The organism is Thermodesulfobacterium commune DSM 2178, from assembly GCF_000734015.1.
Lineage (GTDB): Bacteria > Desulfobacterota > Thermodesulfobacteria > Thermodesulfobacteriales > Thermodesulfobacteriaceae > Thermodesulfobacterium > Thermodesulfobacterium commune.
Window position 1 is genome coordinate 751,502 of the sequence record NZ_CP008796.1, and the last position, 15,704, is coordinate 767,205.

Annotated in this window: 12 protein-coding genes and 1 other RNA gene; 1 reads left to right on the plus strand and 12 read right to left on the minus strand. The window is 34.7% G+C overall.

Going from position 1 to position 15,704, the window contains the following annotated elements:
* Positions 1 to 65: 65 nt before the first annotated feature.
* The 4 genes from HL41_RS03755 to traT (HL41_RS09860) all read right to left on the minus strand — a co-directional run bounded on the left by HL41_RS03755 (position 66) and on the right by traT (HL41_RS09860) (position 2,760).
* The gene (locus HL41_RS03755; protein ID WP_038549596.1) at positions 66 to 1,271 is read right to left on the minus strand and encodes an IS256 family transposase; all 1,206 of its coding nucleotides are present in this window, start codon (positions 1,269 to 1,271) and stop codon (positions 66 to 68) included.
* 110 nt (positions 1,272 to 1,381) lie between these two features.
* The gene (locus tag HL41_RS03760; RefSeq protein ID WP_038060831.1) at positions 1,382 to 1,867 is read right to left on the minus strand and encodes a hypothetical protein; all 486 of its coding nucleotides are present in this window, start codon (positions 1,865 to 1,867) and stop codon (positions 1,382 to 1,384) included.
* A 130-nt stretch (positions 1,868 to 1,997) separates the two neighbouring features.
* Positions 1,998 to 2,390 (minus strand): complement resistance protein TraT, encoded by a 393-nt coding sequence (gene traT / locus HL41_RS09855; protein WP_081856470.1) that lies wholly within the window; start codon positions 2,388 to 2,390, stop codon positions 1,998 to 2,000.
* Entirely contained in the window at positions 2,323 to 2,760 is a 438-nt protein-coding gene (gene traT / locus HL41_RS09860; RefSeq protein WP_051754481.1) for a complement resistance protein TraT, read from the minus strand. The genes traT (HL41_RS09855) and traT (HL41_RS09860) overlap by 68 nt, the downstream gene beginning before the upstream one ends.
* Positions 2,761 to 3,103: 343 nt before the next feature.
* Between traT (HL41_RS09860) and ssrA the strand changes: the two genes are divergently transcribed.
* Positions 3,104 to 3,458: a transfer-messenger RNA gene (ssrA, locus tag HL41_RS09275) on the plus strand.
* A 447-nt stretch (positions 3,459 to 3,905) separates the two neighbouring features.
* Here the strand turns inward: ssrA and HL41_RS03770 are convergent.
* The 8 genes from HL41_RS03770 to HL41_RS03805 all read right to left on the minus strand — a co-directional run bounded on the left by HL41_RS03770 (position 3,906) and on the right by HL41_RS03805 (position 15,692).
* A complete protein-coding gene (locus tag HL41_RS03770; RefSeq protein ID WP_038060834.1) occupies positions 3,906 to 6,563 on the minus strand; it encodes an ATP-binding protein in 2,658 nt (885 codons plus the stop codon).
* 18 nt (positions 6,564 to 6,581) lie between these two features.
* A complete protein-coding gene (locus HL41_RS03775) occupies positions 6,582 to 9,287 on the minus strand; it encodes a DUF1156 domain-containing protein (protein ID WP_038060837.1) in 2,706 nt (901 codons plus the stop codon).
* Between the two features lie 190 nt (positions 9,288 to 9,477).
* Entirely contained in the window at positions 9,478 to 12,795 is a 3,318-nt protein-coding gene (locus HL41_RS03780) for a protein NO VEIN domain-containing protein (RefSeq protein ID WP_038060839.1), read from the minus strand.
* A gap of 198 nt (positions 12,796 to 12,993) precedes the next feature.
* Complete coding sequence (locus HL41_RS03785; protein ID WP_038060842.1) at positions 12,994 to 13,887, minus strand: CsgG/HfaB family protein; 894 nt, start codon at positions 13,885 to 13,887, stop codon at positions 12,994 to 12,996.
* A gap of 22 nt (positions 13,888 to 13,909) precedes the next feature.
* Entirely contained in the window at positions 13,910 to 14,341 is a 432-nt protein-coding gene (locus HL41_RS03790) for a curli production assembly/transport component CsgF (protein ID WP_038060845.1), read from the minus strand.
* 16 nt (positions 14,342 to 14,357) lie between these two features.
* Entirely contained in the window at positions 14,358 to 14,744 is a 387-nt protein-coding gene (locus tag HL41_RS03795) for a CsgE family curli-type amyloid fiber assembly protein (protein WP_038060848.1), read from the minus strand.
* A complete protein-coding gene (locus tag HL41_RS03800) occupies positions 14,745 to 15,128 on the minus strand; it encodes a hypothetical protein (protein WP_144241964.1) in 384 nt (127 codons plus the stop codon).
* 45 nt (positions 15,129 to 15,173) lie between these two features.
* Positions 15,174 to 15,692: a hypothetical protein gene (locus tag HL41_RS03805; RefSeq protein ID WP_038060852.1), complete on the minus strand. Its 519-nt coding sequence runs from the start codon at positions 15,690 to 15,692 to the stop codon at positions 15,174 to 15,176.
* Positions 15,693 to 15,704: the final 12 nt, after the last annotated feature.

A 15,704-nucleotide genomic window follows, 5' to 3' on the forward strand; every position in this document is an offset into this window, starting at 1 on the left:
TCCCAAGTTTCTCAGCTGCTTTTAAATAACACTCTTCAATAATAGATTTGTATATCTGACACTTGTCAAGAGAATTGTGTCTCCTTATAAAATCTCTTTACAAACATTTGCCTCAATTCGTATAAAGCAGACTTAATTAAAGGAAGTGGTTTTTGCCATCTCGTTTTCTGAATCCGACTTACTGTTATGTATATCGCAACCTCTGCTGTCTTGATTGATTGAAAATATCCCCCTGTATTTACCCTTATCAGCTCTATCCTGCTATTTATATTCTCAACCACATTCGTCGTGTATATATACCTCCTCACCCCCTCAGGATATTTCTTATAAACAAAATAATGCTCCTTCTTTTTCAAAAGTCCCTTTATATAAGCTGGATACTTCTTCTCATAACTCTTACATAATTCCTCAAATCTATTTAAGGCCCTCTCATACTCCTCTATCCTCTTTATAATGCTTAACTCCTCATAAAATTTTTTAGCATCCTGCTTAGACATGTTCCTGTTGATGTTCCTTTGCATGTGTACAAAACAAAGCTGATGATCTGTCTCAGGAAAGAGGGCTTTTATGGCTTGAGTAAGGCCAGGAAAATCATCACTCACTATTACCATAACCCTCTTAACTCCCCTCTTTATCAAATCATTAAGTATCTGGAGCCAGTCCTCCTTCGTCTCTGAATCAAAATAAATGTAATAAGAAAGTAAATTTTTTCTTCCCTCCATATCTATCCCGATGATATTATAAATAACTGCTTTTCTGATTCTGTTGGCTTCGGTATCTTTTATCTGAGTATGATAAGCGTCTATAAACATAGCAAACAAATTTTCTGGCAATTCTTTGGTTTTTAATTCTTTGGCTTGGTTATACAATTCTTCTTTAATTTCTTCTATTTGTTCTGGGGAGTAGGGGAGTTTCATAGATTGCAAGAGGGCTTTGATTTTATTGGGGGAGTAGCTTTGGAGAACGAGGTTAAGGATAAAGTCCTGGAAGGATTCATCAGCTTTTTGCCATTCAGGAGGAAGAATAGCAGGTCTGAATTCAGATTTTCTATCTCTTGGGACAGAGATACCAAGGTTACCTAAGAAACAGGCAAGTTGTCTTTCATAGTAACCATTAGCTTTATTATCAATACTATCTCTAAGGAATATTTCTCTTTCTTTTTTCATGAGAGCGTTTAAGAGGAGTGCAGCAGCCATTTTGATACCCTCTTTTGATTCAATTTTTGAGATTTCACTTAAAACTTTTTCTAAATCTAAGTCTAAGTTTTCCATTTTACAGACCTCCTGGTTAGTTTAGTCTTTTAGGTTTTATGTTATCATTAATTTAAAAAATATTAAAAATTTTTATTATGCCTCTAAAATATTTTATTAAAAGACACAATTTATATTCTACTCCCGTATATCTCAGGAGAAATATAATTGACAGATTTCACCGTGCCTTCACCAAGGATTAATTTTTCTTGCACTCCACCCTTTAAAACTCCTTCGATTTTACACTCCCATATAATTGTGTTTTTAGAAAAAGTAAGAAGTTCTCTCCAAAAAGATTGACCTATGGTCGGTTTTGTGGGTATAAACTCATATGTAATTTCCTTTCCTGGGGTTTGAGCCGCGTTGTTTACTACTAAATATCCAGGGACCCTTTTTTGAAGTTCTGGTACTATAAACTCACTGATTTCTCCTTTATAGATATATCTGCCTCGGCTGTGTTCTACAGGATGTTGATAAACAAGTATAACCTTTGTTGCCCGTTCTGAATTGACAATTTTTACCTGCTCCCCAAGGTAATTAAGCTTAAATTCCTTAGGGGTACAAACAAATAAGAAAACTGAGAAAAGAAGAAGCTCTATTTTTACAGATTTTTTCATAATATCCCTCCAACCCAATTTTATACATAAAATTCAAGCTCTTTATCCATCAATACGTTTATTTTCAATAATTACCACTTCATAGTAATAAACAGGTTAAATGTTCCTCACTTGTTCAATGATATGTTTTTTAGAAAAAGTTAGCTATTAAAACAGAGGTTTTATCTACTACTTCTTTAGCAGCTATCTCTTTTTTAAGGTTGGTTTGGGTAGCTGTTACCGCTAACTTAGTTCTATAGGTTTGATAGTTGGTAGTGATAGCTTGTTCTGTCTTGATAGTGGTAGATGTTCCTTGTTTAAGGTTAGAGGTTATTACACCTACAACCGGGTTTTCTGTTTTTTCCATGATCTGTATTTTCACAACTCCAGCAAAGGTTTCTATTTTGAGAGCTGAACCTATTAAAGCACCGCCAACATATCCAACTCCTGCACCGATGGCTGCTAATATCAAAGCATCAACGTCTCTTCCACCTGCAATACCACCTGCCAATCCACCTGCTACGGCCCCGGTCAAAGCCACCATCTTTGGCTGCTGTTTTTCTGTAATAATCAAAATAAACTACGTTTACCTGAAGTATGTAATCAGCAATGCTTGGATCCTGAACTACATTATACCCTTTGGCTTGAAGTTTCTGCTCTATCGCATTTTTATATAAACTTGTGTCTATTTCTTGAAGTTGAGAGGTATTTCTGACATCTACAAAAATATTTTTATATTTGGCTCTTTTGGTTACATCAAGAAAAATGGTATCTGTCATTTTATAGTTAGTGTAGAGTTCACGATATTCAATAGCTTCAGGCAAAGTAGCACAACCAAAAAGTTGAAGAGAAAGTGCACCAATTGTGGCAAAAGTTGCGACTTTTTTGGTAACTTTGCTTTTTAATATTGACATATATATCCTTCTTTTTTATTTTTTAAAAAAATTTTTAAAATATTTTTTATAAATGCAAATATAATTTTTGAATTTAAACTTACTTATAGATGATAAATTTTAATTTCTTGTGAAATTTTTAAATAAAAGTATATTTTTAAATATTTTATTAATTTTCAGTAACTTAACATAAACGAGTAAGGTTAAAATTGAGAGATTTTTGTGGTCTCATGGCATCCTTTTATGTTTTGAAGTTTTCTTCTGAGTAACATTATAAATTTCTGCAGACAATTTTGGGTAAGGTTGGGTCAATTGAAAAAATCGTAATCTGTTTTATAATTTATTTAAAGTTCTTTGAAAATATGGGGGCGAAAAGGGCTCGACGGGGATAGGTAGGATTAAACAGCAGGCCGTGGTCGCACCCAACCACGTTAAATAGGGTGCAAAAACACAACTGCCAACGAATACGCCTACGCTTTGGCAGCCTAAGCGTGCTGCCACGCACCTTTAGACCTTGCCTGTGGGTCTAAAGGTGTGTGACCTAACAGGCTTTGGGAGGCTTAATCGGTGGGGTTAAGCCTCCCGAGATTACATCCCACCTGGTAGGGTTGCTTGGTGCCTGTGACAAGCACCCTACGAGATTTTCCCACAGGCTAAGCCTGTAGCGGTTTAATCTGAACTATCTCCGGACGCGGGTTCGATTCCCGCCGCCTCCACCAAATTTTCTTTTTGATACCTTTTTTACCTACAACTTTTTCTTTTTCAAATTCCCCTGTTTTTAAAATCATTACCCCATATCCTCTTTTAACCTACCAGATATGGGCTCTCCCTATAAGCATAACAAGGATAGGTTGAATAAATTGCCAACAACTGTAACCTCTATTTGAACCAGGTAAGGGTATAAGCTGGTCCAGTAAGGTTTTTATTCTAAAAATTTTTGTCATTAACGAGGCCTAACAAGGGTTCAGGTTAGTTTTTAGGATTTTGAAGGTAAGAGAGTTTTACGGCATAATAGCATCCTCTTAGGTTTAGGGAATTTTCACCTAATGGGTGATATTATAAGAGTAAGTGGAAAAGGGAGAAAATCATGAATGATTGTAAGTTCCTGTCGGAAAATTTATAGGTTTTTATTGGCTATTTGTCTGAGAACCTACAAAAACAAAAACTTATTCCTCTTTCCATTCTTCTATTTGTGCACCAATTTGCTTAAGGGTTTCTTTTACTCTGAGATTAAGAGTGTTTTTATCAAAACCTTGCTCTGAATCTGAGACTGCCTTAATCTCTATTGAAATCTCCAGTGAAGATGCTTCTCCTTTTAGTGGTCCTATTACACCGCTTATAATATTAGAAATCTTATCCCATGAAACATTGAATTTCAGTTTGAGATTTTTAATATTTTTTTCTTTTTTGCCAACTGGTTCATCTTTGATTTGATCATCCTTTCCCCCTACCACAATTTCAGGAGAAGTAACTATTTCTGCAGGTTCAGTTACATTTTGTTTTTTTCTTTGATTTTCTTTAAATTCCTTTGCAATTTCTTCTCTTAATACGACCCAGTCCATAGCTGGAGTGACATCTTCACAATAATAAACTTCTGTGTCTTCTTTTACACCAACAATTCCCCTTTTTACTCCATCCTTTATTGCATTAACCAAAACTGATTCATTTTCAAGAATTGGCATCCCAGGAGTTTTTAAAGAAAGTTCGTAAATATCTCTTAACAGTTTTTCATTTTCTTCCTTCGCGAATGTTTTCTCTATGATGTATTTTGGGGTTATACGGTCTAATATTTTTTCTTGATCTTTAAGATATTGCCTGACTCTCTCAGCAATAGTCTCGCTGCTTCCAACAGTTGGAATACCAAGGTCTTTAAATAAAAGACCTTGTTTATCTAACCATGCAAGATGTCTGTATGTGGAGATGATTTTAAAAGGTAAATCCTTTTCCAAATCTTTAATTTTCTGTTTTAATTCATTCACATTTTCCTGCGTTAATGTATTTAAAAGTGTTTTATCGCTTTGAATGCTTCTTAAAGCAAGCAATCGCCTGATTGTTTTAGTTAGAGCTGAATATCCATTGTTATCCATACAAATAACAAAAACTGTATTTCTATATACTCTAAATCCTGCACCTGCTTTATCAAACAACTCTGAAACAAACTCATTCGTAATTGTAGAACCATAGAAAAACTTGGCTGAAAGTACAACGAGCTTGAGAGCTTTATTGTCTGGAATATCTGAAGAACTTTCTGGCCAGACATAGACCTCCATACTACTGCCTGCATACTTCTGGATAAACTTTTTTATTTCCTCCTGAACGTTCTCTTCTGATATAGTCTCTTCTCTGTCCACAATGACACGATTAAGATTCGGCCTGTTAAGGAATGCATACTGTTTACCTTCAGAGTGAAAAAACCAGAGTTGTTCTTCAAGCTTACTCACTGCATCTCCAAGTATAGTTGTTGGAATACCTTCCCTTAAAAGTGCTACACGAAGTCTTGGCAAAGTAGTTCCCTTTCTTTCACCACCACTAAAAGAATATAGAAATACACTTGTAGCAATGCCTGTGGCAATTTTATATTTTTCGTATTCACTGCCCATCTCTTTATCTATCTTAGTTGCTTTCTCTAATATATCTGAAGCTATAACACTTTCATACTCATTACCAATGTGTTTTACAAATTCTCTTCTTATAGATGGGTTTTGAAGATTTACCAGTGAAGACTGGATTAAAGGTGAGGCAACTTTTCTCTTGTAAAGATCAGATACAACTTCAGCCAAAAGCCTCAGAACGCCTCTTGTTCTTTGAAATGTTGGGAAAGACCCCCATCTCTCATATAGAACATCAATGATTTCTGGATGAAATGGATAGGCATGTTCAATTTTTTCTCTATATTCCAAAGACTTTACTTCAGGAGGAACATCTGTACCAAGCCTTTGATAAAGGTCAAAGTAGTATTGAGAAACTTCCTTTATTGATTTATCGTCTCCTATATCGTCAAACAGCCTTTTACGGATTACCTCATAAATTTCTACTCCTTCAACTGGCGTGTAGATTGATTCAACTCTGCCATAGACATTCTGCAGTTGAGTGAGTGTTTTTTCTGCATACTCATCATAGGTTTCAAGAATGCTTGCTGGCAGGGTAATTACAAGGCAGGAGTTTTTAGATGATGCAACAACCTCTGTAATCTCCTGAAGAAATGCAAGAGTCTGTCCATGAGTTATTTTTTCAGTTTTTTCTACCTGACTGGCTTTAACAATGTATTCAAGCAGTTCATCAATAAGTATTAGTGTTGGACCTGAGTTGTCTATAATTTCTCTTAGTTTTTCTTTTCCTGGTGAAACTCTTTTTCTGTCATGCTCTGCTATTGTCTCGTATTTTCCTAACTGATGAGCAATTTCACCCCAAGGGGTTCTTCCCTGCAGGGCATCTGCCTGAGTTCCAACAAAAACAGCCACTCTGGCATTTGAAGGCACTTTTATTCCTTCAAGCTGGGGTAAATGTTTAATTTTTTCAAAATTTTTTACTGTGTGATACAGTGTTACAAGGGCATGGGTTTTACCACCGCCAAAAGGTGTTTGAAGTTGAATCACAGGGTCTGATTTGCCACCACTTAGGCGAACTACTACATTGTTAACCAAATTTTTTAATCCCTGAGTTAAATAGGTTTTTTGAAAAAAAGTAACAGCATCGCTGTATTCTAAAGGTGCATTTCCTTTCACTACATCCCCTAAATCAGCAGCAAATAATGCCTCACTTAATTTACCCTCTCTTATGTCTTTATGTGGCGTTGCTACCTGCCACCAGCTTGGCAGAGCCATGTTGCCCTCCTGTATTGTTTAATCAAATAATCCTAATGTGGATTCTTTTTGTTTGGTATCATCTTTTTTATAACTTTCTTTTCCATATAAAAATCCCTGAAGCATCTGTTTTTCTTTATCTCCATCAGGCAAAACCTCGGAAATCGCCTGGGCTACCTGCCAGAAAGCACTGTTATTTGTATTTCCCGTTTTTTCTAATAGCTCTGATATTGCTTTTTTGTTATTTTGCTCCCAGTATAAAAGGCAGGCATGAAGTATGTCTATCAGACTTTTAAATTTTCCATCTTCTATGTCTTTTAGAAATTTTTTGCCTCTGTCAACAGCATCAAGCACATAAATAAACTCTTTTTCCTTTTTGATAAATCCCTTATCCCACTGCTCTGTTATCTCCACTCCAACAGCCTGAGCCAGTTTTCTTGCATCATCAAAATGAACCTTTGCACCATTATAAGTCCAGCGCCATAGTAGATAGAACCTTGTTTCTTCATCAATTCCACCAAGTTGTGGATTGTTTAAAATCCTTGAGAGAGCATATTCACTTACAGTTTTACGAATGAATTCAAGCAGTTCTGAAGCAGAAACTTTTTCCCCAGATAATTTTTCAACACTCTCATATTTACCAAAAACTTCCATTGCAGGACCTATGGCAGAGATGAAGAAGTCACTTCCACCTATTCCCTCATTCCAGAACTGGTCAAGTTTTTCTTTAACTCTTTTTTCTATTTCTGGTTTGATTTCGTTAAAGTAGGCAGTTTCTTTTTTTATACGTTTACGGCATACCATATAAATAGAGGAGGCAAGAGCGGCTGATTCATTTGCACGCAGACGAGCCTTCATTTCTGTATGTAGCGGCCAGCTTGCAGTGAGATACAAGCCAGAATTAAGTAATGCATTTATAATAGTTTCCCATGCCTCGGTGGATTTATGGGCAAAGACGATACAAGCAATACCATCAGGTTTTAGTATGCGATATATTTCTTTAAAAGCTCTGGTAATCATATCTTCAAAAAACTTTTTCCCACCTTCAAAACCACCTTCACCGTGCGAATAAGCAACAATTTCTTCAGATTTTGGTGTAAGTGGAGTGGAAAATAAATCGGGATATAGATCTCCAAGAGTTCTCTTTAGCCAAACATAGAAAAAGTCAGAAAGATAAGAATATGGTACATTGTCATAATAAGGCGGGTCTGTGATAACAGCATCAAAATAGTTGTCGGGATAAGGTAGAGAAGTGGCAGAGGATTGAATAACGGTAGCGGGGATAGAATTGAATAAACTACAATGTCTTACTACATTCAAGTTGTATTCTACTGAATTTAACCAATCACCTGTGGAACCACTAAAGGGGTTAGATTCAAAATAGTCCCAGACCATTGGTAATGCTTGGCGACTGAAAGAACCGGCAATAGTTTCTTTAGTATTAGCCCATCTGCTAATAGAGTTATTTTTTTCTGCAACGTTATCAATACTTAGCCCCAAATAACTCACCACAGCTTTGGCGTATTCAGGGTCATATTTTTCTTTAATCATTTCTTTATATGCATTCCTTACCTTTTCCACAAATGTAATCAATGCAAGCTTTTGCCTTGAGTTAAAAAGATCGCCCCATGAATTCATTCCATAAACCCAAACATTTATTACACCAAAGGAAACTGGCACTCTAACTAATTCTTCATCAGGCACAGGATCAATTCCCCATTCTTGCATTAGTTTTGACCTCTTTTCTTCCAGATATTTTTCTGCTTCTTTAAATACTTCTAAATCTTTTTGTGTTGCCAGTCTATATGTTTTCCCCTGTTTTTTGGGATGATGCAAAACAACTGCAACCATTCTCTGTCCCGCTTTTCCTTCCTGAAACTGTTTTCTTACCTCTTTATCACTTATCCCGGTTTTACAGCATGGACATAAGACTTTTGCCCGAGAAACAGTTCCTATTTCCGGGTCAAAATCTATATTCTTACCCTCTCTTATTTCAAAACTAATTTTGTTTCCCTCTGGAATTATTTTAAATGTAACTTTTTTGTTATCTTTTTTTGCAAGCCATCTCTGTCTTACAAGAGGAATATCTGCCCCACAGGCAGGGTTTGTGCATCTTATTGTTCTTGCCCATATGTATCCAACCGGAATTGATCCGTCTTCATCTTCTGGATAAAATCTTCCAATTTCCTTCTTCGCCTCCTCTAAAACCCAGTTGCCCCATTTTTTTACATCTTCAAGGAGCGGATTTATTTCCTTTTCACCAAGCAGGTTTGAAGCCTTTGCCTTAACTGGCTTACCATACTTCTGCGGATACTCCAAGGTGCATTTTAAAATCAAGACAGCTACTGGATTTAAATCATTTGCATATGTTTCACATCCAAGCCTTAATACTTCAAGCGGAATAGAGCCACCACCAGAAAATGGGTCTATCACTTTTGGTGGTTTGCCACCATTTGCCTTTAAAATCTCTTCTCTTGCTTGATTTATGATATCTCTGTTTAATGAATTTTCCCACTTAGATAATTTTGAGATAAAATTGGATCGCTTTATTCTTTCTTCTTCATCCTCAGGCTCTGGTGTTAAACAGGCATAAATAGATGCTCTTGATGATGCAAGAGGACGCCTCGCCCACCATATATGCAGTGTTGATATATGTCCATGACGAATATTTTTTTCCCTTGCAGATTCTTTACTTACCTCTTTAACAGGAAAATCAGATTCAATAAAGCTCATCCTTATATCCATTAATTTTTTACCTCCTCAACTTCCTCTTTTTTGCTCTCCTCTAACAAATGAGCCAAAGATACCAATAGTTTTGACCTTGTATTTGTTCTATCTCTTTTTTATGAGTTTGAAGTTGTCTTTTTATCTCTTCAAGTCCTTTTAAAGGTTTTTTCTTATTCATCGTGGTTAAGTCCTTTCTTAAAAAAATTTTTTATTCATTCAATACCTCACTGGCACTTTTCTTCCAATCTTTTACTAAATATCTGACAATATCAACCAATGGTTGTGGTTCAATTTTTTCAGCAGGATTCTGAATAAGATAGAGCCTGGGATTAGAAGCTGCATCTGTAACAATATAAATCCAGTATTCATCTTTAAGCCTTTGTGCCATAAGCCATTCATTTGGCGTAAGGGCTATTGCACCTTCCTTTGCCCTTGCTTTTACTTCAATGTAGCGATAATTTCCTTTTTCATCATAAGAACGAATATCATAGCCTAAATTCTGTGAAGATACATCTTCAGGAATTCTTCCATTTTTTCGCTCAAATTCCATTACCACATCCATACCAATCTTTTCAATTTCTTCATCACTAACCATGTCTGCCTCTAATTTTTGAGGAACAACTCTTATGACACCCAATATTTTTGGCTCTGTAAAATGTAAATGGATATCTGCTTCAATTTCTTTTTCTAATCGCTCTTTTTTACGTTGTAAATCTTCCTTTTTTCTAATCTCATTTTGAATTATAACATCAGGGATGTTTTCCCCTTTTAGTTTTCTCGTTTCATACTCAGCGATTTTGGTCTCTGATTCAAAAATCATTGACTCAAGTGAACGAATTCCATATTTTCTCTTTACTTCAGCTTCTTTCTGGCGTCTTTCTAAAAGCTCTTTTTTGTAATTTTCAAGTCCCTGTCCTATAACAAAATATTTAACTGCATTTTCATCTGGATTTTCTGTTGATATTTGCATAGAGTTTTCATTGAGAGGTTTTAAATCCCATATAACAGCAGGATTAATGAATGAAAGTTTACCATCATTATTCTGATAAACTGCAAAAAGTCTCTTCCCTGCAATTTCATTTCTTCCATCTCTTATTTCTGACTCCAAGAACCAGATATAGCCCTGTTTTTTTCCTTCTGGATCCATAAAGGTGGCTCCACGTGCAAGATCTTTAGAGTAATGATTAAGAATTGTCTCAATAACCCCTTCTAATAGAGGATGTCCCATTGCAACAAATTCAGCCTGAGATCTAAATGCCTGTTCTTTGTCAAAAGAGATTTTTGAATACTCTTTATAGATTTCTCCAAATTTTACCTTAAAACTATGAGGTTGATTCCGAACCTCAAAGGGCACACTGGTAATTCGCCAGAGGCCATCTCTTCCTTTTTCCATCCTTATATTGAGAAGCTTGGCAGCTCTTTTGAAAAACTCCTCCACATACTCAGGAACAAGTCTGTTTTCCTTTGCTATTCTTTGTTCACCTAAAATTTTTGTAAGGTCTATGTGTCTGGTTGCAAGAGCCTCTAAGGTTGTTTGCTTTACTCTTTCAATGGCTTCATTATCTGGAATTAGCTCCAGATCTTTTAGAATATCTTCCATTGTTCTGCGATTGGCAATTGCATCAAGAATAAGATCTTTAAGATTTTTCCCAACCAGAATCTCACCGATTACATCAAATACCCTGTCTGAACCAAGATGTTCTTTTATCTGGGAGAGTTTTTCAAAAAGTCTTGCAAGTATTCTACCTTCTCTTGTATCAACTGCTACAAGATTGTATATGTGAACTTCATGTTGCTGTCCATAGCGATGAATTCTTCCCATTCTCTGTTCTAAACGGTTAGGATTCCACGGAATATCGTAGTTTACCATTAACCAGCAAAATTGAAGATTTATACCTTCTCCACCTGCCTCAGTTGAAACCATTATCTGTGTCTCATTTCTAAAATCAGCCTCTGCTTTGATTCTTGCATCAAGATTCATCCCACCATGAATGAATGTAACAGAGTAACCCCATGACCTTAATTTTTCCACGAGATATTCCAGAGTGTCTTTGGATTCTGTAAATATGAGAAGTTTTATTTTTGAGTCCTGAATTTTTTCTGCATCAATGACTTTTTTAAGTTCATTAAGTTTGGTTTCAATTTCCTTTTTTTCTACGTTTTTTGCAAGTTGTACTAATTCTTCAAGTTTATCAATCTCCTGCTTTAATTCTTCTAAGGTCTCAGAAGAGGTGAGTTTTTCAAGAAGTTCCTCTTCTTCTTTCCATCTCTCTCTTTCCTCTAAATCTTCTATAGAGGTCTCATCATAATCTGCTTCGGATATAAGCAGACCTTTTTCATATAGTTCTTTTAGTCTTTTATGTCTTCTTTCAAGAGATTTTCTAACAGCTCTTACACTTGATGCAAGACGGCGCTGAAGAATTGTAAGAGCAAAGGCAACATTGCGTTTTTCTTTTTCAATTGCTTTATTAAAGTATTTTTCAACATATTCTGTTACAGCATTGTAGAGCACCTTTTCATCATCTGAAAGATAATATTTAATAGTTTCTACTTTTCTTGGTGGAAAAAGTGGAGCACCGTTGAAATCTTTTAAATCTTCTTTGAGTCTTCTTAAAAATAGAGGATTATCCTTATTTTCAATAGATTCTGCAAGCATCTCTGTGGTGGCAAAAAATCCTGGTTCTAAAAGGTCAAGAAGTAGTCGAAAGTTTTCTGGATCTCCTCTATGTGGAGTTGCCGTAAGAAACAGTAAATAGTTTGTAATGGAGGAAATAAGCTCTCCAAAATGGTATCTTTGAGTTTTGCTTATTTTTTCTCCATATTTGTAGGCAGACATTTTATGGGCTTCATCTACAATACACAGGTCCCATCTTGAATCTTTAAGAGCAAACATTACATCTTCCTGTTTTGCAAAATCCATAGATATTATTACCTGGTTTCTTTCAAGAAATATATTTCTGCCCCACTCTGAATTCATGGTGCCTCTGTTTACAACTGTAAAATTTTCGTGAAACCTTTCTTTCATTTCTCTAAGCCACTGGTCTTTAAGATGTCCTGGAACAACAATGAGAATTCGCTCCACTAAACCACGATATTTAAGTTCTTTGATAAGAAGACCTGCCATTATCGTTTTTCCAGCTCCTGGGTCATCTGCAAGCAAAAATCTAATACGAGGATTTTTTAATATATAGTGATATATAGCATCTATTTGATGGGGAAGTGGATCAATCTTAGAAACATTTATTGCATATAGTGGGTCAAATTGAAAGGCATTTCTTATTCTAATTGATTCAAGGCAAAGAAATACTCTTTCACCATCAGCTGAAAATGAAAAAGATTCTTCCTTGACAACCTGAATTTTTTCCAAATCTTCGCATGAAAGAATTGGATCATAGTATTGTCTTGTTTTAACTCCAATAGCTTCAAGTTTAAAGTAATTTTCGTTGAATGGTATGAATGACTTTACCCTTAAATCTTCCTGCCAGAACGGACCTCTGATAATACTGTCAATTTGAATCGATTTCATTTGGTTATTTTTAAATTTTTATAGTTTTTTTAATTCAATTTTATCAAAAAATATAAAATATTTCAATCTTTTTTACTCCCCCTAATTTGCTGATAGTGCCATGTCTTTAGACTTCCAAGAATGGGACCAGTTTTTAGGGGAATGTTTTTAAGCGAAAAAATATCTAAAATACTTGAGAGAGATATAAAAGGCTAAAATTTATTCTAATACATTTTCATTTGTTCTTTCTTTAATTTTCTGAAGTTGTGCATGATATTTTTCTAATCTCTTTTTAAATTCTTCTTGATTTTCAGGTTCCCATAATCCAATTTTATATCCCTCAATTATCATATCATAAACAGCTTTTTCTATCGCCTCCTGAACAGCCATTTCTACCGGCTCATTGGCTGCAATTCCTGCTTCAGCCTCTAAAAGACGGTTCAACCTTACATATCTAAAAATCCCAGCTGTTATCTCTTTTGATAGAATCACCTTAGTTGCCTGAACAGTTTTTAAAACAGTCCCAGTTTTAACAGAAACTGCCCTTAAGTAAATAGTAACACGGTCTACTCTATATTCCACAGCACCACCTAAACCAAAATACTTAGCTCCGATTCCTCCGCTGGTGATGTTTGTGTCATATCCGATTATTCCTCCCTCAAAAAGAACTCCTGCATAAAGAAGGGGCGGGAGAGGTTCGATAGTTTTTTTCTCATTATCGTTTAAGTAAATATCTCTCATTTGAAGAATAATTCTTCTTTCTTGAAGAAGGTTTGCTAACCCTTCTCTTTCTACAGGTAAAAACCATCCGCTATCTTCCAGAGCTTTAATTAAAATTGAAGTTGCTCCCTGAGTGACAGCTGTTGAAAAGTTAGTAGATCCGGTAGGTGGTTTATATTGTCCTGTTTGATCACGAAATTTATAAACTGCTACAGGGACTTTTTGTTTAGGTTTAGGTAGTGAAATTAAATCTTCATGGATAGAAGTAATGTATTCAGGTCCACTTACAGCTTCTTGAGAAAGAGTTTTGGGTAAACTCCCTGCACAACTTGTTAAAGCTACAATTAAAATTGCAACAAATATAAATTTTAGACCTTTTTTAAAAAAATTCATGTTGTATCCCCCTTTTATTCATTTATGGACCTGTAAACTGCGGAACTACAAGTTGAGTTGTTTGTCCTGTGCTAAGGTCTGTTACTGTAAGTTGAATTCCACCTGTAACATAACTTACAGTAATTTCAAACTTACCCATGAGATAAGTTCCAGGCTGTATCTGAGAACCTCCTTCATCTTCCCCAAAAGCCTGTGCGACTATACGAGAAGCTAAATTGTAAATGATTTGTGATTGAAGAACATTTTCAAACTCTTTTAATAAGCTTGGGCTTTCAAAGTCATAATCCTCTTTAAACTTGTTTTGCATTTTTGCTTGCTCAAGATAAAAAGACCCATAAAGAGGGTTTCCTCCAAAAGATGGATTGGTAAATTCAAAAACAAGCTCACTAGAAAAACATAAAGATGGATATAAAAATAAAACTGTTAAAATTAAAAATAAATTCTTACTTTTCATTCTTTCCCCCTTATCTTTATAAAATTTTCGATTCCATTTCTAATTGTTTCTTGTATTTTTCTAAATTTAAAAGAAATCTTGTAACTACTTCCAAAGCTTCTTTTACCTTTAACTCTATATCTTCTTCTCTTGGTTGAACCAAATTTTGATAAAGAATGGTGTCATCAATTTTTATAGTTATTACACTTCCAAATTTAGGATCTACCCACTCTTCTATGGTTATGTTAAAGATATCTAATCCTGAGGGAGGACTCCAGTTTTTGACAAACTCATCATAAAAAGTTCTACCTATTTTAGATTTAGTATGATCAAAAATTAAACCTGTAATTTCTTCTTTTTGAGCTGAAACATTTGATAAAAGCAGCGAAAGAAAAACTATGATAAAAAAAATTCTTTTTTTCATTTAAAAACCATCCTTTTGGAACCCCTTCTCTTTTATTAAATTTCCGTTTTTATAAAGCGTTGCAACAATGTTATATTTATCTTTTGAGAAAAGATTAAGTTTGCTTTGAGAAAAGCATTTCTCTTCACCTGGGTTAAGAAATATGTTATTAAACTGTTTTGAACTACTTTTTCCAGATTTTCCGCTCTTTGTTATTTCAACAAAAACTTCATAGAAAACTTTTCCTTTTCCCTCATTTCGTCCGCAGGTTTTAATAGAAACAAAATCTTTTTCTTCTTTGATTTCAATCCATATTTTGCAAAGCTCATCTGTTAAATCAATAGTATAAAGTTTTCTTATAGCAAAAGAGAAAAGAGGGAAAATTAAGAGAAAAAGAGAAATCATAAAAAATTTATACATTTTATCTCCTCAGTTTTTACTCCTCAGTTTTTACTTAAATTTGTTATATTGAATGATGTTAATGTTTCCTCCATTTCCATAGTGAGTTAATGAATAGCTTAAATTTGAACCGCTTTGTAAAGCAAAAATGTTATTTAAATTTCCAAAAATGTTTAAATAAATAGAGTTGTAGCTACCTAACTGAAGCTCTTTTATACTGTTTCCTATACCATTTTCAACCACTGAGGAATAATTATTATTTCCTGTTTGATAATTGGAGAAATAATTGTTTGAACCTGTTTGAATAAGAATAGAGCGGTTCTTAAAATCACTTTGGTAAGAAGAGGCAAAATTAAAAAAACCAATCTGTTCAATTTTAGCATCGTTTAACATTCCATTTTGGTTTATTTCTGCAAAGTTTTTAAGTCCCCTCTGTTCAATGTAGGCTGAATTTTCAATTCCTACTTGTTCAATATAGGCTGAATTAGAATCAGAAAAAGAAATCTTAGGCAAAAGAAATATAAAGAAAATCAACCATAAGAAACTACTTAATAACTTTTTAGCAACCATTTTTAACTCCTT

Coding starts and splice junctions, on each gene's coding strand:
- traT (WP_081856470.1), bottom strand. CDS start 2,390: ATGGTGGCTTTGACCGGGGCCGTAGCAGGTGGATTGGCAGGTGGTATT.
- HL41_RS03775 (WP_038060837.1), bottom strand. CDS start 9,287: ATGGATATAAGGATGAGCTTTATTGAATCTGATTTTCCTGTTAAAGAG.
- traT (WP_051754481.1), bottom strand. CDS start 2,760: ATGTCAATATTAAAAAGCAAAGTTACCAAAAAAGTCGCAACTTTTGCC.
- HL41_RS03755 (WP_038549596.1), bottom strand. CDS start 1,271: ATGGAAAACTTAGACTTAGATTTAGAAAAAGTTTTAAGTGAAATCTCA.
- HL41_RS03785 (WP_038060842.1), bottom strand. CDS start 13,887: ATGAATTTTTTTAAAAAAGGTCTAAAATTTATATTTGTTGCAATTTTA.
- HL41_RS03770 (WP_038060834.1), bottom strand. CDS start 6,563: ATGGCTCTGCCAAGCTGGTGGCAGGTAGCAACGCCACATAAAGACATA.
- HL41_RS03800 (WP_144241964.1), bottom strand. CDS start 15,128: ATGATTTCTCTTTTTCTCTTAATTTTCCCTCTTTTCTCTTTTGCTATA.
- HL41_RS03760 (WP_038060831.1), bottom strand. CDS start 1,867: ATGAAAAAATCTGTAAAAATAGAGCTTCTTCTTTTCTCAGTTTTCTTA.
- HL41_RS03790 (WP_038060845.1), bottom strand. CDS start 14,341: ATGAAAAGTAAGAATTTATTTTTAATTTTAACAGTTTTATTTTTATAT.
- HL41_RS03780 (WP_038060839.1), bottom strand. CDS start 12,795: ATGAAATCGATTCAAATTGACAGTATTATCAGAGGTCCGTTCTGGCAG.
- HL41_RS03805 (WP_038060852.1), bottom strand. CDS start 15,692: ATGGTTGCTAAAAAGTTATTAAGTAGTTTCTTATGGTTGATTTTCTTT.
- HL41_RS03795 (WP_038060848.1), bottom strand. CDS start 14,744: ATGAAAAAAAGAATTTTTTTTATCATAGTTTTTCTTTCGCTGCTTTTA.